Origin of the sequence: Dankookia sp. P2, assembly GCF_050632255.1 — a bacterium.
Classification (GTDB): Bacteria; Pseudomonadota; Alphaproteobacteria; order Acetobacterales; family Acetobacteraceae; genus Paracraurococcus.
Genome location: NZ_CP192581.1, coordinates 3604840 through 3623248, shown reverse-complemented (window position 1 = coordinate 3623248; position 18409 = coordinate 3604840). Strand labels below are relative to the sequence as shown.

The following is an 18409-nucleotide window of genomic DNA, read 5'->3' as shown; positions in this document are numbered from 1 at the left end:
GGTGTCGCCTCAGCGCCCGAAGGCGCGCTTCAGCTCCGGCGCCAGGATGTCCGTGCGCTCCCAGGTGAAGGTGTCGGCCTTCAGGTCCGGCGCCTGGCCGAAATGGCCATAGGCGCTGGTCACCGCATAGATCGGGCGGTTCATGCGCAGCATCTCGCGGATGCCCCGCGGGGAGAGGTTCACCAGGTCCTGCACCACCGCGGCGAGCTTCGCCTCGTCGATGTCCTTGCCCGTGCCGTGCAGGTCGAAATAGACCGAGAGCGGCTTGGAGACGCCGATGGCGTAGGAAACCTGGATGGTGCAGCGATCGGCGAGGCCGGCCGCGACCACGTTCTTCGCCACGTAGCGCGCGGCATAGGCGGCCGAGCGGTCGACCTTGGTCGGGTCCTTGCCGCTGAACGCGCCGCCGCCATGCGGGGCCGCGCCGCCATAGGTGTCGACGATGATCTTGCGGCCGGTCAGGCCGGTGTCGCCGTCCGGCCCGCCGATGACGAACTTGCCGGTCGGGTTCACGTAGAACTCGGCCTCCGGCACCACCCAGCCCGCGGGCAGGACATCCTTCACGATCGGGCGGATCAGCTCTTGATCTCGGCCTGCTCCATGCCCTCGGCATGCTGGGTCGAGACGACGACGCAGGTGACGCCCACCGGCTTGCCATCGACGTAGCGCAGCGTGACCTGCGACTTCGCATCCGGCTCGAGACCCTTGGCGCGGGCGTCGCCGGCCTTCCGGTACTGCGCCATCTTCAGCAGGATCTTGTGCGCGTAGAGCAGCGGCGCGGGCATCAGGTCGGGCGTCTCGTTCGTCGCGTAGCCGAACATGATGCCCTGGTCGCCGGCGCCCTCGTCCTTGTTGCCGGCGGCGTCCACGCCCACCGCGATGTCGGCGGACTGGCCATGCAGGTAGTTCTGGAATCCGGCGTTGCGCCAGGAGAAGCCTTCCTGGTCGTAGCCGATATCCTTCACCGCGGCGCGGACCTTCTCCTCGAGGCCCTGCATCACGCCGTCGGGGCCGCGCACCTCACCGGCGAGGATGATGCGGTTGGTGGTGACCAGCGTCTCGCAGGCGACGCGGGCATAGGGGTCGGCGGCCAGGAAGGCGTCGATGACGGTGTCGGAGATCCGGTCGGCGACCTTGTCCGGGTGGCCTTCGGACACAGATCTCGGAAGTGAAAAGATACTCACCCTTGTCGCGCATGGCGTGGTTCGTCCTCTTGTCGCGCGGGGGATCGGCGGCGCCCCGGCCTGGCCAGTCCGGCGCATGGACGCGCTGCCGCGCGCCCGCCCCGCCGGTTGCCCGGTGTTTCGCAGCCGGGCGGCGGGGGTCAAGGCCGGAGACATAAAGACATGCTTATGTGACGGATCGGTCCCGCCGGTCACCCCATGCCGAGCACGTGCTTCATGTCGTAGAGGCCCGGCGCCCGGCCCTGCAGCCAGCCCGCGGCCCGCACCGCGCCGGTGGCATAGACCCGGCGGTCGAAGCTGCGATGGGTCAGCGCGATGTGTTCCGACCCCGCGGCAAACAGTAGAGTGTGCTCCCCCACCACCTGGCCGCCGCGCAGCGCGGCGAAGCCGATGGTGCCGGTTCCCCGCGCGCCGGTATGGCCGTCCCGCCCGCTCTCGGTGCCGGCCGCCTCCAGCGTCGTCCCCCGGCCACGCGCGACCGCACGGCCGAGCGCGACCGCGGTGCCGGAGGGCGCATCGACCTTCTGCCGGTGGTGCATCTCGACGATCTCGGCGTCGTATTGCTCGGGCGGCAGGGCGGCGGCCATGCGCTCGGCGATCGCCAGGAACAGGTTCACCCCGGGCGCGAAGTTGGCGGCGTAGACAATGGCGGTGCGCTCGGCCGCCTTGGCCACCGCCGCCTCCTGCTCCGCCGAGAGGCCGGAGCTGCCGAGCACGAAGGGCTTGCCCACGGCGGCCGCGGCCTCCGCATGGGCCGCCGCGGTCGAAGCATGGGTGAAGTCGATCACCACGTCACTGGCGGCGAGCAGCGTGGCGATGTCGGGGAGGATGGGTGCCGGGGCGTCAGGGCGGCCGGCGTCTCGGCTGAGGCCGCCGGTAAGCGTCGCGCCGGCGGCCAGCGTCTCCTCGGCCAGCAGGCGGCCCATGCGGCCGGCGATGCCGGCGATGCCGATGCGGATGGGCATGCGCTGTGTCCCCCAGACGGTTCCGGGGGCCGTCATGGCCGGGCGCGGCGGCGCCAGCAAGCCCCCGGGCCATACGGATGGCGACCCGGGCGCGGCACCGGGTCAGCTGCTGCCGGGCGCGCCCCAGATCGAGCGGGCGCCCCAGTAGTCGTCGACGCTGCGGCCCCAGTCCCGGCTGGTCCAGTCCGGCGCATCGCCCGGCCCGTAGGCCGGGGCGCCTTCCAGCCGGTCGCGGTCGAGGTCGACCACATAGCCGCCGAGGCTGGTGTCGTAGCGCAGCACCGACCAGGGCAGCGGATGCACCTTCTCACCGATCCCGAGGAAGCCGCCGAAGCCCATCACCGCATAGGCGACGCGGCCCGACTGCTTGTCGAGCATCAGGTCCTCGATCGTGCCGAGCCGCGCCCCGTCCCGGTCATAGACCGGGGTGCCGGCCACCTTGCCGGCGGCGATCAGCTGCGGCGTCTCCTCGCGCGCGATGTCGCCGCTGACGCCGGGGGTCACGGCGCCTTCCATCTCGGGCATGCGGAGCCTCACGGAATATGGGAGGGGGGCGGGCGGCGATGCGGGTGGGACCGCGTCCGCACCGCCGCCTGCCAGTGTCGTCGCTGGGGGTGCGACGACTTGGGTTGAACGTGGAATCATTCGGCCGGTTCCCGGGCGGTCGACCGACTCTTTATTGCCGGCCGCAGGCGGCGGGGGGGCGAAGGCGGTTGCGCCTAGCGCCCCAGCCCGTCCCAGAAGGCCGCGACCTTGGCGAAGAATCCCTCCGCCTCCGGGCTGGTACGGCCGCCCTTGCTGGCCTCGGCCTCGAACTGCTCCAGCAGCTTGCGCTGCCGGGTGCTCAGGTTCTGCGGCGTCTCGACCGAGACCTGGACGAACATGTCGCCCCGCACCGTGCTGCGGAGGACGGAGAAGCCCTTGCTGCGCAGGCGGAACTGATCGCCCGCCTGGGTGCCGGCCGGAATCGTCACCCGCGATCGCCCGCCATCGATGCTCGGCACCTCGACCTGCGCGCCGAGCGCCGCCTGGGTCATCCGCAGCGGCACGCGGACGAAGATGTTGGCCCCGTCGCGCTGGAAGATCGGGTGCGCCTTGACCGAGATGTCGACATAGAGGTCGCCTGCCGGCGCGCCACGCAGCCCGGCCTCGCCCTCCCCGGCCAGGCGGATCCGGGTGCCGTCCTCGACCCCCGCGGGAATCGAGACGTTCAGGGTGCGGTCGCGCTGCACCCGGCCGGCGCCCTGGCAGACCTTGCAGGGGTTCTTGATGATCCGGCCGGCGCCGCTGCAGGTCGGGCAGGTCCGCTCGATCAGGAAGAAGCCCTGCTGCGCGCGGACCTTGCCGGCGCCCTGGCAGGTCGGGCAGGTCTGCGCCGCGGTGCTGCCGGCCTCGGCCCCGCTGCCGTTGCAGGCCTCGCAGCTGACCGAGGACGGCACCCTTACCGTCTTCTTGGTGCCGGAGAAGGCCTCCTCCAGCCCGATCTCGACCATGGTGCGGAGATCGGCGCCGCGGCCGCTGGCCTGGCGACGGCCACCGCCGCGCTGGCCGCCGCCGAAGCGGCCGAACATCTCCTCGAAGATATCCTCGAAGCCGGCGCCGAAGGGATTGCCGCCACCCCCGCCACCGCCGCCGCCCTGCTCGAAGGCGGCATGGCCGAAGCGGTCATAGGCGGCGCGCTTCTCGCCGTCCTTCAGGACGTCATAGGCCTCGTTCAGCTCCTTGAACCTGGCCTCGGCTTCCTTGTCCCCCTGATTGCGGTCAGGGTGGTACTTCATCGCCAGCTTGCGATACGCCTTCTTCAGGTCGTCCTCGGTCGCCTCGCGCGAGACGCCGAGCAGCTTGTAGTAATCCCGCTTCGCCATAACCGAGCCCTGTATCACGGACCCGCCAGCCCGCTCCCGGGGAATCGCCCGCAGCGGCGCCGACGGTCCAGTCCCCGCAGGGACGCAAAACCCATGCCTCAAGCATGCCGAGCCCCGGACAGGGCGGCGCCCGGTCCCGCCCCCCGGCCTGTCAGGGCCAGGGGGCGATCACCGGGCGCGCCTCCTCCGGGCCTGGCCGGAAAGCCTCAGCCAGGCTTCTTCTTGTTGGGGTCGACTTCCTCGAAGTCGGCATCGACCACCTTGTCGTCGCCCGCCGGCCCGCCGGTACCACCGGGCTGGCCCGCCGGGCCGGCCTGCTCGGCCGCCTGCTGCGCCTTGTAGAGCGCCTCGCCCATCTTCATGCCAGCCTGGGACAGCGTCTCCCCGGCTGTGCGCATCGCTTCGGGCTCGCCACCCTCGAGCGCGGTGCGCGCCGCGGTCAGCGCCGTCTCGACCTCGGCCTTCTCCGCCGCGCCGATCTTGTCGCCGTTGTCCTTCAGCGTCTTGTCGGTGCTGTGGATCAGGGCTTCCAGCTGGTTGCGGGCCTCGACCCCCTCGCGGCGCTTCTTGTCGGCCTCGGCGTTCGCCTCGGCTTCCTTGACCATCCGCTCGATGTCGCTGTCCGACAGGCCGGAGCGGGCCTGGATCTTGATCTGCTGCTCCTTGCCGGTCGCCTTGTCCTTCGCCTGGACTGACACGATCCCGTTGGCGTCGATGTCGAAGGTCACCTCGATCTGCGGCACGCCGCGCGGGGCGCCGGGGATGCCGGTCAGGTCGAAATTGCCCAGCAGCTTGTTGTCCGCGGCCATCTCCCGCTCGCCCTGGAAGACCTTGATGGTGACCGCGGTCTGGTTGTCGTCCGCGGTCGAGAACACCTGGCTCTTCTTGGTCGGGATGGTGGTGTTGCGGTCGATCAGCCGGGTGAACACGCCGCCCAGCGTCTCGATGCCGAGGGACAGCGGCGTGACGTCGAGCAGCAGGACGTCCTTGACCTCGCCCTTCAGCACGCCGCCCTGGATCGCGGCGCCGATCGCGACGACCTCGTCCGGGTTGACGTTGCGGGCCGGGTCCTTGCCGAAGAAGGACTTCACCGCGTCGATGACCTTGGGCATGCGGGTCATGCCGCCGACCAGGATCACCTCGTCGATCTCGCCCGCCGTCAGCCCGGCATCCTTCAGCGCCTGCTTGCAGGGCTCGAGGGTGCGGGAGATCAGGTCATCGACCAGGCTCTCGAGCTTCGCCCGGCTCAGCGTCATCACCAGGTGCTTCGGCCCGGAGGCGTCGGCGGTGATGAAGGGCAGGTTGATCTCGGTCTGCTTGGAGGAGGAGAGCTCGATCTTCGCCTTCTCGGCGGCTTCCTTCAGCCGCTGCAGGGCGAGCGTGTCGCCGCGCAGGTCGATGCCCTGCTCGCGCCGGAACTCGTCCGCCAGGTAGTCGATGACGCGCGCGTCGAAATCCTCGCCGCCGAGGAAGGTGTCGCCATTGGTCGACTTCACCTCGAAGACGCCGTCGCCGATCTCGAGAACGGACACGTCGAAGGTGCCGCCGCCGAGGTCGTAGACCGCGACCACGCCGCCCTTCTTCTGGTCCATGCCGTAGGCGAGCGCGGCCGCCGTTGGCTCGTTGATGATGCGCAGCACCTCGAGGCTGGCGATCGCGCCGGCTTCCTTGGTCGCCTGGCGCTGGGCGTCGTTGAAGTAGGCCGGGACGGTGATGACCGCCTGGGTCACCTTCTCGCCGAGATAGGCCTCGGCCGTCTCCTTCATCTTGGTGAGGATGTCTGCGCTGATCTGCTGCGGCGGGTACTGCTTGCCGTCCACCTCGACCCAGGCATCGCCGTTCGGGCCGCGGGCGATCTTGTAGGGGACGAGGCCGATGTCCTTGTTGACGACCGGATCGTCGAAGCGGCGGCCGATCAGGCGCTTCACCGCATACAGCGTGTTGTTCGGGTTGGTCACCGCTTGGCGCTTGGCGCTCTGGCCGACCAGCCGCTCGCCGTTCTTGGCGAAGGCGACCATCGACGGCGTGGTCCGCGCGCCCTCGGCGTTCTCGATCACCCGGGTTTCCTTGCCCTCCATGATGGCGACGCAGGAATTGGTGGTGCCGAGGTCGATGCCGATAACCTTGCTCATCCGTACTTCTCCTCTGCGGCGGGCGGAGGCGGCCCCGAGAGAGGCACCGCGTCCGTCCCCTGAACATGTCCCCGTGGACGGAATCCTGACGGGTTCGGATGGGGATCCCGGCCACCGGATGGCGGCCGACGACCGGGATGTATTGGCGGCGCCGGGGCTGAACAAGCCCTATCGCCACCGGTGCTGAAAAATTAGGCGGAAGCGGCCGGACCGCCTGCCGCCATCATCCCGCGCCGCCCGCGGCGACCACCACCATGGCCGGCTTCAGCAGCCGTCCGTTCAGGGTCCAGGCGGGCGTCCAGGCCTGGATCACCGTCCCCGGCGCGACGCCCTCAGGTGCCGGCTGCTCGGCCATCGCCTGGTGGAATTCCGGGTCGAAGGGCTGGCCCTGGGCTTCCTTGCGGGCGATGCCGTTGCGCTCCAGCACGCCGAGGAAGCTGCGCTCGACGCCCTCGAAGCCTTCGCGCAGCTTGGTCACGATCGCCGGCTCGTCCGCCGCCTGGGCCGGCAGCGCGTCGAGGCCGCGGCGCAAGTTCTGCGCCGCCTCCACCACGTCCCCGGCGAATTTCTGGATCGCGTACTGGCGGGCATCCGCCACCTCCCGCTGAGTCCGGGTGCGGAGGTTCTGCATCTCCGCCTCGGCCCGCAGCCACCGCTCGCGGAACTGCGCCACCTCGGCCTCGAGCGCGGCGACGCGCTCCTCCGGCGTGGTCTCGGCAGCGGGAGCGGCATTGTCCTGGGCCATGCTGGCGTCGTCCGCCGCGGGGGACACCGGCGGCATCTCGGCTGGGTCGCTCATATCCATCGATCTGATCATTGGGGGGCCCCGGGAAGGGGCGCCGGTCGCCGGCTCAGGTAGTCCCTGCGAGGGTCCACCGCAACCGGTCGAGGGAAAGGGTGAAGCCCCGCCCGGCTCTACAGCAGCACCAGCCCCGCCCGGGCGCCACGCGCCACCGCATCCGCCCGGCTGCCGGCGCCGAGCTTCTGCAGGACCGAGGCGACATGCGCCTTGGCGGTGTGGAAGGACAGGTTCAACCGCCGCGCGATCACCTTGTTGGAGGCGCCGGCCGCCAGCAGGTCCAGCACCTCGCGCTCCCGCCGGGTCAGCCCGGCCTCGACCGGCACCGCCTCCCGCCCCGCCAGCGTCGCCAGCGCCGAGGGCGGCAGCACCGCCAGGCCGCGGGCGACGGCGCTCAGCGCCGCCTCGAGCGCTGCGCCGCCGGCGCATCCGGGGACAGCACCGCCCGCGCCCCGGCCTTCAGCGCCGCGACCGCCGCGCCGCCCTCGGCCAGGATCAGCACCGGCGGACCCTCGCGCCCCGCCGGCAGGGCGTCGGTCACCAGCACATCGGCCATGCCGGGGTCGGAGACCACGCGCACGCCGGCCAGCGCCGCCAGCCGGGCGGCGCGGTCGGGGTCGTCCGGCCGCAGCGCGACCGCGACCGGGGCCCTCTCGGGCGGGGAAGCCGCCTGTCGCGGCTTCAGGGGAAGGTCTGCCAGGGCCACCATGCTATGCCGCCGCCCGCTCGCCGATCCGCACCTGCACGCGCTGCGGCAGGCCCGCCCGGACAATGTCCAATGTCACCGTGCTGCCGACGCTCTCGGGGTCGAGCCGCGCCAGCATGTCCCGCACCGAGCCGAGCGGCGCTCCGTCCCAGGCCGCCAGCACGTCGCCCAGCAGAACGCCGGCGAGGCCGGCCGGGCTGCGCGGGTCGACGCCGACCACGATCAGCCCGCGCAGCTCGCCCATCTGCACCGGCTGCATCGCCAGGCCCAGATAGCCGCGGGCGACCCGACCGCGGGTGCGGAGCTGCTCCACCGCGCGCTGGATCGTCTCGGCCGGGATGGCCATGGCCCGGCGGCGCGGCCCGGGGACGGCCATGCCGACCAGCCGCCCGGCATGGTCAAGCACCGCGCCGCCCTCGGCGCTCGGGTCGAGCTTGAGGCCGAGCTGGATGCGGCGGTCCAGCCGGCCGCCGCGCATCGACCGCCAGGGGCCGCCGACCAGCGAGGCGAGGCCGAAGGCCGCACCATGCCCGTATTCGCCGCGGCCGACCGCCAGCACCAGGTGCCCGGTGGCCAGCGCCCCGGGCGGGGCGAGGGGCAGCGGGGCGAAGGCGCCGGTCGCGGCCTTCAGCAGGGCCACGTCGGTACCCGGGTCCCGCCCCGCCAGGGTCGCCGGCACCATGCGGCCATCCGGCAGGGTCAGCGAAAGCTCGTCGTCCCGCTCCAGCGCCTCCTCGGCGGTCACCACCAGCCCCTCGGCCCAGAGCAGGCCGGACCGGGCGCGACCATCCCGCCCGTGCACGGCCACGACCCGGGCGGCGGCCGCGGCGGTCAGGGCGGCGACCCGGTCGGAGAAGGCGGCGAAGGGATCGGGGAGAGAGGCTTCGGTCATGGGACGCTCCGCTGTCCCAGGGGATTGGGGTGCCGCCCGCCCCCGCCATTGCCCGGATGGGCATGGCCGAATGGCTGGCAGCGACTCGAACCGCGTGACCTGAATGCCCATATCCGCATCATGGCAGATTCCAACGCCGCAGCGCTGCTGGCCGATGCGGTGCATCGCCGCCGGGCCGTGCAATTGTTGTACGACGACGCCTGGCGCGTGGTGCACCCGCATGCGCTCGGCCGCAGCGGCCGCGGCAAGCTGGCGTTGCTGGCCTGGCAGACCGCCGGGCTCGGCCGCTCCGCGGAGCCCGAGGGCTGGCGCATGTTCGACCTTGGCCGGGTCGCGGCAGTGGAGCCGCTACAGGCCCATTTCGCCCCGCGCCCCCGCCCGGCCGATGGCCGCTGGACGGCGGGGATCACCGAGCCGGTGGCGGCGGTCTAGCGCGGGTCGCCGGCGCCGCGGGGCGGCCATCACGCTGCGGCCCGCGGCTGCCGCCGCGCCGCCGCCAGCCGGCCCGGCAGCCAGACCCGGAACACCGCACCGGCGCCTTCCTCGCTCTCTATCACCAGCCGGCCGCGATGCCGGTTGACGATGTGCTTGACGATGGCGAGGCCGAGCCCGGTGCCGCCGGCGCTGCGCGACCGCCCGGCATCGACCCGGTAGAAGCGCTCGGTCAGGCGGGGGATGTGCTCGGCGGGGATGCCCGGCCCGTCATCGGCCACCGCCAGCACCACCCCGGCGCGCTGGCCGCCAGTCTCCCCGGCGCCGGCCGATACCACCACCCGGCCGCCCTCCCTTCCGTGCCGCACCGCGTTTTCCAGCAGGTTGCGGACCACCTGGGCAAGCTGTTCGGCATCCGCCGGCGCGGCCAGCGCGGCCTCGTCCAGCCGCGCCTCGACCTCCATCCGCCGGACCTGCAGCAGCGGTTCGAGCCCTGCGATCTCGGCCCGCGTCAGCGCGGCCAGCGGAACCTCGCCGACCGGCGGCTGGTGCTCGACCAATCTCGATCCGCGACAGGCCGAGCAGGTCGTCGATCAGCCGGCGCATGCGCTCGGACTGCTCGGCCATGATGCCGAGGAAGCGGGCGCGGGCCGGCCTGTCTTCCTCGGCCGGCCGCGCAGCGTCTCGATGAAGCCGATCAGGCTGGCCAGCGGGGTGCGCAGCTCGTGGCTGGCATTGGCGACGAAATCCGCCCGCATCCGCTCGAGCGCCCGCTCCCGCGTCCGGTCGGACAGCATGATGACGATCCGCCCGCCATCGGCCAGCGCCGGCTCCATCGGGATCACCTGCGCTGCGATCTCCCGCGCGACGGGCACCGGCAGCACCAGGTCGGCGGCCTGGGGCCGTTGTTCCGCCAGTGCCCGGTCCACCGCCTCGGCCAGGGCCGGGTGGCGCAGCAGCGCCGCCACGTCGCCCGCCCCCCGGCGCCGACGCCGAAGATCGCCCGCGCCGCGGCATTGGCCCGCAGCGGGACCCGGGTTGGGGAGAGCACCAGCAGCGGGTCGGGCAGGCTCTCGACGATCGCCTCGTCCGCCCGGCGCAGCCGGCCGACCAACTCGCCGCGTTCCGCCAGGGTGCGGGCCAGCCGCGCGACGCCCTCGGCGACCTCCGCCACCGCCGGCAGCAGCGGCGTGCCGGAGGGCGGCACCAGCCGGCCATCCTCGGCGGCGGCGCGGCGCAGCGCTTCCGCCAGGCGGTTCAGGTTGCCGATCCAGACCGTGGCGACCAGCAGCGCCCCGGCCAGGCAGACGGCCAGCGCCAGCAGGCCGATGCGCGGCGCCAGCGCCCCTCCGGCCATCAGCGCCAGTAGCACCGCCGCCGGCACCCCGCCGATCAGCCCGGCGGCGCCCAGCAGGCGGGCCAGCGGCAGCCGGCGCGGCATGTCAGGTGCCAGGGCCGCCGGGCACCGGCGCCGGCTCCACCAGCAGCGCCTCGCCGGCGGGCGCCACCTCGAAGATCGCCAGGCCGCGCTGCGCCAGCCCGCCGGCTTCCAGCCGGATCGGCCCGTCGGCGCCCAGCATGGGCTGGCCGAGCGGCGGGTTGCCGCCGGGCTCCCGCACCGCGCGGGCGGCCAGCGCCGCGGCATCGTAGGCGACGCCGGCCAGCCGCGGCGGCTTCTCGCCGAAGGCCATCTGGTAGCGGCTGTCGAAGGCGGCGCGGGCCTGCGGGTCGGGGCCGGGGAACCAGGCGCCGACCAAGGCGGGCTCCTGCCCCAGCGCCGAGTCCTGTGCCCAGAGCCCGGTGCCGAGGAAGCGCGGCCGGGCCGGCAGGGCGGCGGCCAGCGCCGCCGCGGCCTGCCGGGCGCGGTCGCCGCCCGTGCCCAGCAGCACCGCGTCCAGCCCTTCCGGCCCCGCCTGGGCGGCGAGGTCGCGCGCCACCTGCGCCGGGTCGGAGATCCGCGGATGCAGCAGCACCAGCGGCGGCGGGAGCGCCAGGATGGTGGCGCGGGCCCGCATCCCGCTGGCGAGCAGCCGGCCGAAGCCGTCGTCCGGGGCCAGCAGGGCCAGCCGCTGCGCCCCGGCCGCCGCCGCCGCCGCCACCATGCGGTCGGCCTGCTCGGCCGGCGTCACCCCCATGACCCAGACGCCGTTGCCGGCCTGCGCCGCATCGCTGGTGAAGGCCAGCACCGGGGCGCCGGAGGCGCGGGCGACATTGGCCGCGGCGGCGGTCTCGCCGAGCGTCAGCGGCCCGGCAAAGGCGCGGGCGCCCTGCGCCTGGGCGGCCCGCGTCGCCTCGGCCGCGCCGGCCGCGGTGCTGCCGGTATCGCGCGGCAGGAACTCGACCATCGGGTCGCCCTGGTCGAACAGCGCCAGCTGGGCGGCGTTCAGCATCGCCTCCCCAGCGGCCGGTTGCTGCCCGACAGCGGCAGCAGCAGCCCGACCCGGCTGCGCGGCGGCTCGGCCGGGATGGTGGCCTGCGGCGCCGGGGCGACCAGGATCGGCCGCGGCGGGGCTTGCGGCGCGCAGGCCGCTGCGGGCAAGAGCAGCAGGGCGGCGGCGAGCAGCCGCCGGAGGGGCGCCGCGGCGCGGAGCATGACGGAACTGGCAAGCGATCCTCCCGACCCTGGTGCCGACCCGCCCGCCACCGCCGCGGCGGCACCGGGCCTGACCCTGGTGGCGACGCCCATCGGCAACCTCGGCGACCTCTCCCCCCGTGCCCTCGCCACGCTGCGCGGCGCGGACGCCGTGCTCTGCGAGGATACCAGGGTAACGGGCGCCATGCTGGCACGGCATGGCGTTTCGGTGACGATGGTTCCTCTGCACGAGCACAACGAGGATGACCAGACCCCGAAGGTGCTCGCACGGCTTCGTGGGGGTGCGCGGATCGCGCTCGTCTCCGATGCCGGCACCCCGCTGGTCTCCGACCCCGGCTACCGGCTGGTGCGGGCGGCGATCGGGGAAGGCCTGGCGGTGCATGCGGTGCCCGGGCCGAATGCCGCGGTGATGGCGCTGACGCTGTCCGGCCTGCCGCCGCACCCCTTCCTCTTCCTCGGCTTCCTGCCGCCGCGGGCCGGCCCCCGCGCGGCCGAGATCGCCCGGCTGCGGGCCGTGGAGCGGGCCGGGCTTTCGGCCGCCCTGATCCTCTACGAGGCGCCGCACCGCCTCGCCGACACGCTGGCGGCGCTGGCCGAGGGCTTGGGCGCCGACCGCGCCGCCGCCGTCGCGCGCGAGCTGACCAAGCGCTTCGAGGAGGTCCGCCGCGGCAGCCTCTCCGCGCTGGCCACGCATTATGCCGGGGCCGAGGCGCGCGGCGAGATCTGCATCGTCATCGGCCCGGCGCCGGAGGAGCGCGGCTCGGCCGAGGAGCTCGAGGCCCGGCTGCGCGACGCGCTGGCCGCCGGGATGAGCGTGCGCGACGCCGCCGCCGCGGTCGCCGAGGCGACCGGGCTGCCGCGCAAGCAGGTCTATGCCCGCGCCCTGGAGCTCGGCCGTGACGCCTGAAAGGCGCGCCCGGCGCCGGGTGCTGTGGATGAACCTGCTGTTCTCCGCCGGGCTGGCCGTCGCGCTGCCCTGGTTCCTGGCCGGCATCCTGGCGCATTGGTGGGGGCCGGCACGCGGCACCGCCTGGTCCACCCATCACGCCTATGCGGTCAGGACCTTCTGGTTCGGCCTGCTCGGGATGCTGGCGCCGGTGGTCGCGCCGGGCGTCGGGCTGGCCTTCCTCGCGGTCGTCTGGCTGTGGTGCGCGGCGCGGATGGTGCAGGCCTGGCTGGCCTGGGAGCGGGAGGAGTGGATCGTCGATCCAGGACGGTTCATCTGAGGTCCTGCCCCCAAGCCCCATCCCGCCCTTTCGCAAGTCGGCTGCCGTCACGCGGAGGGTGCCAGGCCCACAAAAACAGATGAGGGGTCCGGGGAGAATACCTTCTCCCCGGCCTCACCCCTGCTTCAGCGCGATCAGCCGCTCCTCCGCCTCCCCCGGGTCCATCCCCAGCGCCGCCTCGGCCACCTCCCGCCCGAAGCCGGCCCGGGCCAGCGCCGCCAGCGCCTTCATGCGCGCCGCCCGCGCCGCCAGCGGGTCCTCGGGCGGCGCCTCCCGGGCGAAGGGGCCGATCCGCCGGCGGCGGCATTGCGCCAGCGCCGCGTCCAGCTCCGCCGCCGGGGCCGGCAGCGCCGCCGAGACGGTCTCCTGCGCCACCCCCTTGGCGCCGAGATGCGCCGCGATCGCCCGGCGCGACCGGCCGCCGCGCGCCAGCCGGCGGGCCCGCGACGCGGCGAAGGCGGCGTCGTCGACGGCGCCGGCCGTGACCATGGCGCGCGCCACCACGGCGGCCGCGGCGCGGGCGGCCGCCGCCTGCGGGGCGATCGCCTCGGCCGGGGTGCCCTCGGCCTCGGCCCGCCTTGCCCAGCGGTCCACCCTGCGTTGCAGGACGCGCCGCAGCCCGGCCTCGGTCGCGGCGAAGCGGGCCAGGTGCGCCAGCGCCGCCTCGCGCAGCGCCGCCTCGCCCGGCGCGGGGCCGGCCGGGCGCGGCGCGCGGCGGGGCCTGTCCGGCTTGCGGGGGCGGCGCGACTCCTCGTCCATGGCCGCATCCTGCCATGCCGCGGGCCGCCGACCCAGCGCCGGGGCTGGTCCCCCGGCCCGGCGCAGGGCACAAGCCGCCACCGAACCCCCGCAGGAGAACGCCCCATGGCGACCTACCCGACCAACGGCCTCGGCCTCGACCAGGCCAACACCATCATCGCCGCCGCGCGTGCCGAGGGGCGCGAGCTCGGGCTGATGCCGCTGACCGTCGTGGTGCTCGACGCCGGCGGCCAGGTGAAGGCCTCGCAGCGCGAGGACGGCTCCTCCCTCCTCCGGCCCGAGATCGCCCTCGGCAAGGCCTATGGCGCGCTGGCGCTGGGCTTGGGCGGGCGGGAGCTGGCGCGGCGCGCCACCGCCATGCAGGGCTTCATGAACGCGCTCTCCGACATCGCCGGCGGCCGCGCCGTGCCGGTGCCGGGCGGCGTGCTGGCCTGCGGGCCCGACGGGGTGATCCTCGGCGCCGTCGGCATCAGCGGCGACGTCTCGGCGCAGGACGAGGTCTGCGCCGTCGCCGGCATCCAGGCCGCCGGCCTCACGGCCGATACCGGCGATGCTGCCTGACCCCGGGGCCTGACCCCACCGTCAACCGGGCGGGCAAAACCCGCCTCGTTGCGCGGCGTTGCTGCGGCTTGTACCGGCCCCGGGAGCAAACTCCCCGGGCCGCAATCCGCGAAGGAGGCAGCGCCGCCCCATGACATTCCGCCAGACACTGGTCGCGATGACCGCCCTCGCCGGCCTGCTCGGCCCCGGCCTCGCGCTCGCCCAGGGCTCCGCCGGCAGCTCGATGCAGCCGCAGACCACCCAGACCACGCCGCAGCAGGGGCCGACCGGCGGCACGCCCGCCGCCCGGGCCGGCGCCAATGCCGGCCAGGCGACCGGCCAGACCATCCCTGGCGACAATGCCGGCTCGCCCCAGGGCGGCACGGCGCCAGGCCGGCAGACCCCGCCGAACATGCAGTCCAACGCCCAGTCCCAGGGCAACGCCCCGGCGGGCGCGCAGACCCAGGCTGTCACCCCGCCCTCGACCAATGCCGCCCGCCCGGCCGCGACCGGCGCCACCACCGGGCCGCTGGCGGTGGACAGCGCCGCGGTCCGCAGCGGCCGCCGCGCCAGCAAGCTGATCGGCTCCTCGGTCTACAACGAGAACAACGAGAGCATCGGCGAGGTGGACGACATCCTGATCCCCTCCGGAGGCAGCGGCCCGGTGGCGGTGATCTCGGTCGGCGGCTTCCTCGGCATCGGCGCCAAGCTGGTGGCGGTGCCCTATGAGCGGCTGCAGGCCGCCAGCGGGACCAACAATCGCTGGACCCTGTCGGGCGCCACCAAGGACAGCCTCGGCAGCCTGCCGACCTTCACCTACGACAATTCCGCCGAGAAGCGGGGCTGACCGGGGCACGGGGGCGGCCCGGCGCCCCCGCCACCCCGAAATTGTCACCCCGCATGGTTTGACGCGATGCGGTGTTTGCGGCCAAATCGCCGGCTTCCCCCGGGAAGCGCCCGCATTCCGCGCCGGCGCGGGGGAAGTCTGGAGACCAATCCGGTGATCCCCGCCCTCATGCCGACCTACAACCGTGCCGACCTCGCCTTCGAGCGGGGCGATGGCGCCTGGCTGTGGACGACGGACGGGCGACGATTCCTCGATTTCGGCTCCGGCATCGCCACCGCCTCCATCGGCCATGGCCACCCGCACCTCGTGCAGGCCATCGCCGAGCAGGCGGCCCGCGTGATGCACACCTCGAACCTCTACCGCATCCCGCAGGCGGAGAAGCTGGCGCAGCGGCTGGTCGAGACCTGCTTCGCCGACAGCGTCTTCTTCTGCAATCCGGGCGCCGAGGCGAACGAGGGCATGATCAAGGCGGTGCGCAAGTACCACGCCGAGGAAGGCCATCCCGAGCGCAACGTCACCATCTGCTTCGAGGGCGCCTTCCATGGCCGGACGCTCGCCACCCTGGCGGCCACCGGCAACGAGAAGTACCTGGCCGGCTTCGGCCCCGCCATGCCGGGCTTCAGGCACATCCCCTTCGGCAACATGAATGCGCTGCGCGACGCGATCGACGGCACCACCGCCGCGGTGATGCTGGAGCCGATCCAGGGCGAGGGCGGCGTCCGCCCGGCCAGCCTGGACTACCTCCGCGCCGTGCGCGCCGCCTGCGACGAGTTCGGCATCCTGCTCGCGCTCGATGAGGTGCAGACCGGCATGGGCCGCTCCGGCAAGCTCTGGGCCCACCAATGGGCGGGGATCGAGCCGGACGTCATGTCCTCGGCCAAGGGCATCGGCGGCGGCTTCCCGCTCGGCGCCATCCTGGCCAAGGAGAGGGTGGCGAAGTACCTCAAGGCCGGCACCCATGGCAGCACCTATGGCGGCAACCCGCTGGCCTGCGCCGCCGGCAACGCGGTGCTGGACGTCATCCTGGGCGAGGGCTTCCTCGCCCGGGTGGACCGCGTCGCCCGCCACCTCTGGCGCGGCCTGCTGGAACTGGCGGGGCGCCACCCGACGGTGATCGAGGGCATCCAGGGCGCCGGGCTGCTGCTCGGCATCCGCCTCGCGCCCGAGGTCTCGAACGGGGAGGCGCAGGCCGCCGCGGTGGCCGAGGGGCTGCTGACGGTGGCGGCCGGGATGAACGTGCTGCGCCTGGCGCCGCCGCTCATCATCTCGGAGGAGGAGGCGGACGAGGCGCTGCGGCTGCTCGACCGCGCCATGCGCCGCATCACCCCGTCCCAGGCGAAGGACGCGGCGAAGTGAGCAGCGTGGTCGCATTGAAGACAGGGACCGGGGGGCGAGCTCCCCGGCACTTCCTCGAGCTCATGGACTTCGAGGCGCCGACGCTCCGCCGCATGCTCGACCTCGCGGCGCAGACCAAGCGCAGCGGCTATGCGGCGAAGCCCTTGGCCGGCAAGCACGTGGCGCTGATCTTCGAGAAGCCCTCGACCCGCACCCGGGTCAGCTTTGAGGTCGGCATCCGCCAGCTCGGTGGCGACGTCGTCTACCTCAACAGCCGCGACATGCAGTCCTCCCGCGGGGAGGAGGTCTCCGACATGGCGCGCGTGCTGTCGCGCTACGTCGACTGCATCATGATGCGCACCCATGACGTGAACCGCATCCGCGAGATGGCGGCGCATGCCACGGTGCCGGTCATCAACGGCCTGACCGACATCTCCCACCCCTGCCAGCTGATGGCCGACGTGCTGACCTTCGAGGAGCATCGCGGCCCGATCGCCGGGCAGACGGTGGCCTGGATCGGCGACGGCAACAACGTGGCGCAGAGCTTCATCCAGGCGGCGACCCGCCTCGGCTTCAAGCTGCGCCTGGCCTGCCCGCCGAGCCTCCGGCCGCCGCAGCCGCTGCTCGACTGGGCGCGGGCCGAGGGCGCCGACATCCTGCTGACCGAGGACCCGGAGGAAGCGGTGCAGGGCGCCCGCTGCGTGGTCACCGATGCCTGGGTCTCCATGCACCAGGAGAACGAGGACGGCAGCCAGCCCAACCGCCACAACGTGCTGGCCCCCTACCAGGTCACGCCGGAGCTGATGGCAAAGGCCCTGCCCGACGCCATCTTCCAGCATTGCCTGCCCGCCCATCGCGGCGAGGAAGTCGCCGCCGCGGTGATCGACGGGCCGCAGAGCGTCGTCTTCGACGAGGCCGAGAACCGGCTGCACGCGCAGAAGGGCGTGCTGCTCTGGGCCATGGGCGCGGGGTGAGCGCGGCCGCCGAGGCGGTTGCCCCGGCGGCGGACCCTCCCGCCGAGCTGCTGGTCCGCGCCGGCCAGCTCACCGCGCTCCGGCTCTTCGACATCGCCTATGCGATCGACCTCAGGAAGGCCGAGGCGCTCTGGGCCGCCCGGGCGCCGCGCGCCGGCGAGCGCCGCGGCCTGACCGGCACGCCGCCGAAGGCGATGTCCTTCGGCGATCCGCCGCTGATCCTGCCGCTGCCGCCGGTCCGGCTGCCGCTCGGCGACGGCGGCGCCGAGGCGCAGGTCACTGCCCGGATCTACGATTTCGGCGTGGTTTCGCTGGCCGTCACCCTGGCCGTGGCCGACCTGCCCTGGTCCGGCTTTGCCGCCCGCGCCAATGCGCTGCAGCAGGCGGTCGGGCCCGGCACCGCCGCCGGGGCGCTCTGGCGCGACCTGCTGGATGCCGTCCGCGGCCCGCTGCGGGAGGCGATCGAACGCCCTGCCCAGACCCATATCGAGGAGGACTACCTCCTCGCGGTGGTCAACCGGCTGGAGGAGCCGCTGAGCGCCGAGGCGCTGCTCGGGCGCGTCGACCTCATCCCGCTGCTGACCGGGGAGAGCCGGCCGCTCTCGGCCGGGGCGCAGGCCGAGCTGCTGCGGCAGCGCTTCAGCTACTACACCGACGACCTGGTGGTGCTGACCTGGGACCGCGCCTTCCTCTACGAGCCGCGCGGCGACACCGATGTCCGCGACGTGCTGGAGGTGGCGAACGCCCAGCTGCTCGAGATGCGCTTCTACGACGAGCTGCTGGATGCCGAGCTGCCGCGGATCTACGACACGGTGGAGGCCGCCCGCCGCACCCCCTTCCTGCTCTCGGCCCGGCGCTATGCCAGGCTGGCCCGCCGGCTGCACGGGCTGGTGGCCGAGGTGACCGAGCTGACCGAGCACGCCGACAACGCGCTGCAGGTGACCGAGGACGTCTACCTCGCCCGGGTCTATGCCGCCGCGATGGCGCTGTTCCGGGTGCCGGTGGTCGGCGCCGCGATCGACCGGAAGCTGGCCACCCTGCGGGAGACCTACCAGGCGCTGTACGACGAGGCGCATTCCAGCCGGGCCGAGCTGCTGGAGATCACCGTGGTCCTGCTGATCACGCTGGAGGTGGTGCTGTCCCTGGTCCGGCACTGAACC

22 protein-coding genes and 1 pseudogene are annotated in these 18409 nt (G+C 73.7%); 8 read left to right on the top strand and 15 right to left on the bottom strand.

From position 1 onward, the window contains the following. Positions 1-9: 9 nt before the first annotated feature. The 9 genes and pseudogenes from metK to ACQ86J_RS21335 all read right to left on the bottom strand — a co-directional run bounded on the left by metK (position 10) and on the right by ACQ86J_RS21335 (position 8543). Positions 10-1197 (bottom strand): annotated as a pseudogene (gene metK, locus ACQ86J_RS21375) (methionine adenosyltransferase). 178 nt (positions 1198-1375) lie between these two features. Continuing rightward, positions 1376-2143, bottom strand: coding sequence for a 4-hydroxy-tetrahydrodipicolinate reductase (gene dapB / locus ACQ86J_RS21370; RefSeq protein ID WP_431272487.1), 768 nt, complete (start codon positions 2141-2143; stop codon positions 1376-1378). A gap of 108 nt (positions 2144-2251) precedes the next feature. Next, positions 2252-2674, bottom strand: coding sequence for a PRC-barrel domain-containing protein (locus ACQ86J_RS21365; protein ID WP_431267116.1), 423 nt, complete (start codon positions 2672-2674; stop codon positions 2252-2254). Between the two features lie 194 nt (positions 2675-2868). Further along, on the bottom strand, positions 2869-4014 hold the full coding sequence (gene dnaJ / locus ACQ86J_RS21360; RefSeq protein ID WP_431272486.1) for a molecular chaperone DnaJ: 1146 nt from the start codon (positions 4012-4014) through the stop codon (positions 2869-2871). 206 nt (positions 4015-4220) lie between these two features. Further along, positions 4221-6146 carry a molecular chaperone DnaK gene (dnaK, locus tag ACQ86J_RS21355; RefSeq protein ID WP_431267115.1) on the bottom strand — a complete coding sequence of 642 codons (1926 nt, stop codon included), beginning with the start codon at positions 6144-6146 and terminating at the stop codon, positions 4221-4223. Positions 6147-6369: 223 nt separating this feature from the next. Further along, positions 6370-6891 carry a nucleotide exchange factor GrpE gene (locus ACQ86J_RS21350; RefSeq protein ID WP_431272485.1) on the bottom strand — a complete coding sequence of 174 codons (522 nt, stop codon included), beginning with the start codon at positions 6889-6891 and terminating at the stop codon, positions 6370-6372. A gap of 170 nt (positions 6892-7061) precedes the next feature. Beyond that, entirely contained in the window at positions 7062-7316 is a 255-nt protein-coding gene (locus tag ACQ86J_RS21345; RefSeq protein ID WP_431267114.1) for a helix-turn-helix domain-containing protein, read from the bottom strand. A gap of 23 nt (positions 7317-7339) precedes the next feature. Beyond that, positions 7340-7654, bottom strand: a complete 315-nt coding sequence (locus ACQ86J_RS21340) for a hypothetical protein (RefSeq protein ID WP_431267113.1) — start codon at positions 7652-7654, stop codon at positions 7340-7342. 1 nt (position 7655) lies between these two features. Next, positions 7656-8543, bottom strand: coding sequence for a S1C family serine protease (locus ACQ86J_RS21335; protein ID WP_431267112.1), 888 nt, complete (start codon positions 8541-8543; stop codon positions 7656-7658). Positions 8544-8663: 120 nt separating this feature from the next. On the opposite strand from ACQ86J_RS21335, the gene ACQ86J_RS21330 reads away from it, so the two are divergent. After that, on the top strand, positions 8664-8975 hold the full coding sequence (locus ACQ86J_RS21330; protein WP_431267111.1) for a WYL domain-containing protein: 312 nt from the start codon (positions 8664-8666) through the stop codon (positions 8973-8975). 29 nt (positions 8976-9004) lie between these two features. Here ACQ86J_RS21330 and ACQ86J_RS21325 read toward each other — a convergent pair whose 3' ends face one another. The 5 genes from ACQ86J_RS21325 to ACQ86J_RS21305 are packed head-to-tail and all read right to left on the bottom strand — an operon-like array spanning position 9005 to position 11568. Then, a complete protein-coding gene (locus ACQ86J_RS21325; protein ID WP_431267110.1) occupies positions 9005-9535 on the bottom strand; it encodes a sensor histidine kinase in 531 nt (176 codons plus the stop codon). A 33-nt stretch (positions 9536-9568) separates the two neighbouring features. Next, positions 9569-9859, bottom strand: a complete 291-nt coding sequence (locus ACQ86J_RS21320) for a histidine kinase dimerization/phospho-acceptor domain-containing protein (protein WP_431267109.1) — start codon at positions 9857-9859, stop codon at positions 9569-9571. After that, positions 9817-10416, bottom strand: a complete 600-nt coding sequence (locus ACQ86J_RS21315; protein WP_431267108.1) for a hypothetical protein — start codon at positions 10414-10416, stop codon at positions 9817-9819. Before ACQ86J_RS21315 ends, ACQ86J_RS21320 begins: the two co-directional genes overlap by 43 nt. Before the next feature lies 1 nt (position 10417). Next, a complete protein-coding gene (locus ACQ86J_RS21310; protein WP_431267107.1) occupies positions 10418-11365 on the bottom strand; it encodes an ABC transporter substrate-binding protein in 948 nt (315 codons plus the stop codon). Continuing rightward, positions 11359-11568 carry a hypothetical protein gene (locus ACQ86J_RS21305; RefSeq protein ID WP_431267106.1) on the bottom strand — a complete coding sequence of 70 codons (210 nt, stop codon included), beginning with the start codon at positions 11566-11568 and terminating at the stop codon, positions 11359-11361. Before ACQ86J_RS21305 ends, ACQ86J_RS21310 begins: the two co-directional genes overlap by 7 nt. Here ACQ86J_RS21305 and rsmI point away from each other — a divergent pair. Continuing rightward, entirely contained in the window at positions 11567-12475 is a 909-nt protein-coding gene (rsmI, locus tag ACQ86J_RS21300; RefSeq protein ID WP_431267105.1) for a 16S rRNA (cytidine(1402)-2'-O)-methyltransferase, read from the top strand. The two genes, ACQ86J_RS21305 and rsmI, sit on opposite strands and share 2 nt — an antisense overlap. Continuing rightward, positions 12465-12794 (top strand): hypothetical protein, encoded by a 330-nt coding sequence (locus tag ACQ86J_RS21295; protein WP_431267104.1) that lies wholly within the window; start codon positions 12465-12467, stop codon positions 12792-12794. Before rsmI ends, ACQ86J_RS21295 begins: the two co-directional genes overlap by 11 nt. A 114-nt stretch (positions 12795-12908) precedes the next feature. Here ACQ86J_RS21295 and ACQ86J_RS21290 read toward each other — a convergent pair whose 3' ends face one another. Beyond that, positions 12909-13553: a RecX family transcriptional regulator gene (locus ACQ86J_RS21290; RefSeq protein WP_431267103.1), complete on the bottom strand. Its 645-nt coding sequence runs from the start codon at positions 13551-13553 to the stop codon at positions 12909-12911. 105 nt (positions 13554-13658) lie between these two features. On the opposite strand from ACQ86J_RS21290, the gene ACQ86J_RS21285 reads away from it, so the two are divergent. The 5 genes from ACQ86J_RS21285 to ACQ86J_RS21265 all read left to right on the top strand — a co-directional run bounded on the left by ACQ86J_RS21285 (position 13659) and on the right by ACQ86J_RS21265 (position 18406). Further along, on the top strand, positions 13659-14114 hold the full coding sequence (locus ACQ86J_RS21285) for a GlcG/HbpS family heme-binding protein (RefSeq protein WP_431267102.1): 456 nt from the start codon (positions 13659-13661) through the stop codon (positions 14112-14114). A 130-nt stretch (positions 14115-14244) separates the two neighbouring features. Beyond that, positions 14245-14940: a PRC-barrel domain-containing protein gene (locus ACQ86J_RS21280; RefSeq protein WP_431267101.1), complete on the top strand. Its 696-nt coding sequence runs from the start codon at positions 14245-14247 to the stop codon at positions 14938-14940. A 153-nt stretch (positions 14941-15093) separates the two neighbouring features. Beyond that, positions 15094-16296, top strand: a complete 1203-nt coding sequence (locus tag ACQ86J_RS21275; protein ID WP_431267100.1) for an aspartate aminotransferase family protein — start codon at positions 15094-15096, stop codon at positions 16294-16296. 62 nt (positions 16297-16358) lie between these two features. After that, entirely contained in the window at positions 16359-17249 is an 891-nt protein-coding gene (gene argF, locus ACQ86J_RS21270) for an ornithine carbamoyltransferase (protein ID WP_431267099.1), read from the top strand. Further along, entirely contained in the window at positions 17246-18406 is a 1161-nt protein-coding gene (locus ACQ86J_RS21265) for a hypothetical protein (protein ID WP_431267098.1), read from the top strand. Before argF ends, ACQ86J_RS21265 begins: the two co-directional genes overlap by 4 nt. The last annotated feature ends 3 nt before the right edge of the window (positions 18407-18409 follow it).

Bases quoted from the DNA above. Each gene is read 5' to 3' on its own strand.
- ACQ86J_RS21365 (WP_431267116.1), bottom strand. From the start codon at position 2,674: ATGCCCGAGATGGAAGGCGCCGTGACCCCCGGCGTCAGCGGCGACATC.
- dnaJ (WP_431272486.1), bottom strand. From the start codon at position 4,014: ATGGCGAAGCGGGATTACTACAAGCTGCTCGGCGTCTCGCGCGAGGCG.
- dnaK (WP_431267115.1), bottom strand. From the start codon at position 6,146: ATGAGCAAGGTTATCGGCATCGACCTCGGCACCACCAATTCCTGCGTC.
- ACQ86J_RS21350 (WP_431272485.1), bottom strand. From the start codon at position 6,891: ATGGCCCAGGACAATGCCGCTCCCGCTGCCGAGACCACGCCGGAGGAG.
- ACQ86J_RS21340 (WP_431267113.1), bottom strand. From the start codon at position 7,654: ATGGTGGCCCTGGCAGACCTTCCCCTGAAGCCGCGACAGGCGGCTTCC.
- ACQ86J_RS21335 (WP_431267112.1), bottom strand. From the start codon at position 8,543: ATGACCGAAGCCTCTCTCCCCGATCCCTTCGCCGCCTTCTCCGACCGG.
- ACQ86J_RS21330 (WP_431267111.1), top strand. From the start codon at position 8,664: ATGGCAGATTCCAACGCCGCAGCGCTGCTGGCCGATGCGGTGCATCGC.
- ACQ86J_RS21315 (WP_431267108.1), bottom strand. From the start codon at position 10,416: ATGCCGCGCCGGCTGCCGCTGGCCCGCCTGCTGGGCGCCGCCGGGCTG.
- ACQ86J_RS21310 (WP_431267107.1), bottom strand. From the start codon at position 11,365: ATGCTGAACGCCGCCCAGCTGGCGCTGTTCGACCAGGGCGACCCGATG.
- rsmI (WP_431267105.1), top strand. From the start codon at position 11,567: ATGACGGAACTGGCAAGCGATCCTCCCGACCCTGGTGCCGACCCGCCC.
- ACQ86J_RS21305 (WP_431267106.1), bottom strand. From the start codon at position 11,568: ATGCTCCGCGCCGCGGCGCCCCTCCGGCGGCTGCTCGCCGCCGCCCTG.
- ACQ86J_RS21290 (WP_431267103.1), bottom strand. From the start codon at position 13,553: ATGGACGAGGAGTCGCGCCGCCCCCGCAAGCCGGACAGGCCCCGCCGC.
- ACQ86J_RS21285 (WP_431267102.1), top strand. From the start codon at position 13,659: ATGGCGACCTACCCGACCAACGGCCTCGGCCTCGACCAGGCCAACACC.
- ACQ86J_RS21280 (WP_431267101.1), top strand. From the start codon at position 14,245: ATGACATTCCGCCAGACACTGGTCGCGATGACCGCCCTCGCCGGCCTG.
- argF (WP_431267099.1), top strand. From the start codon at position 16,359: ATGGACTTCGAGGCGCCGACGCTCCGCCGCATGCTCGACCTCGCGGCG.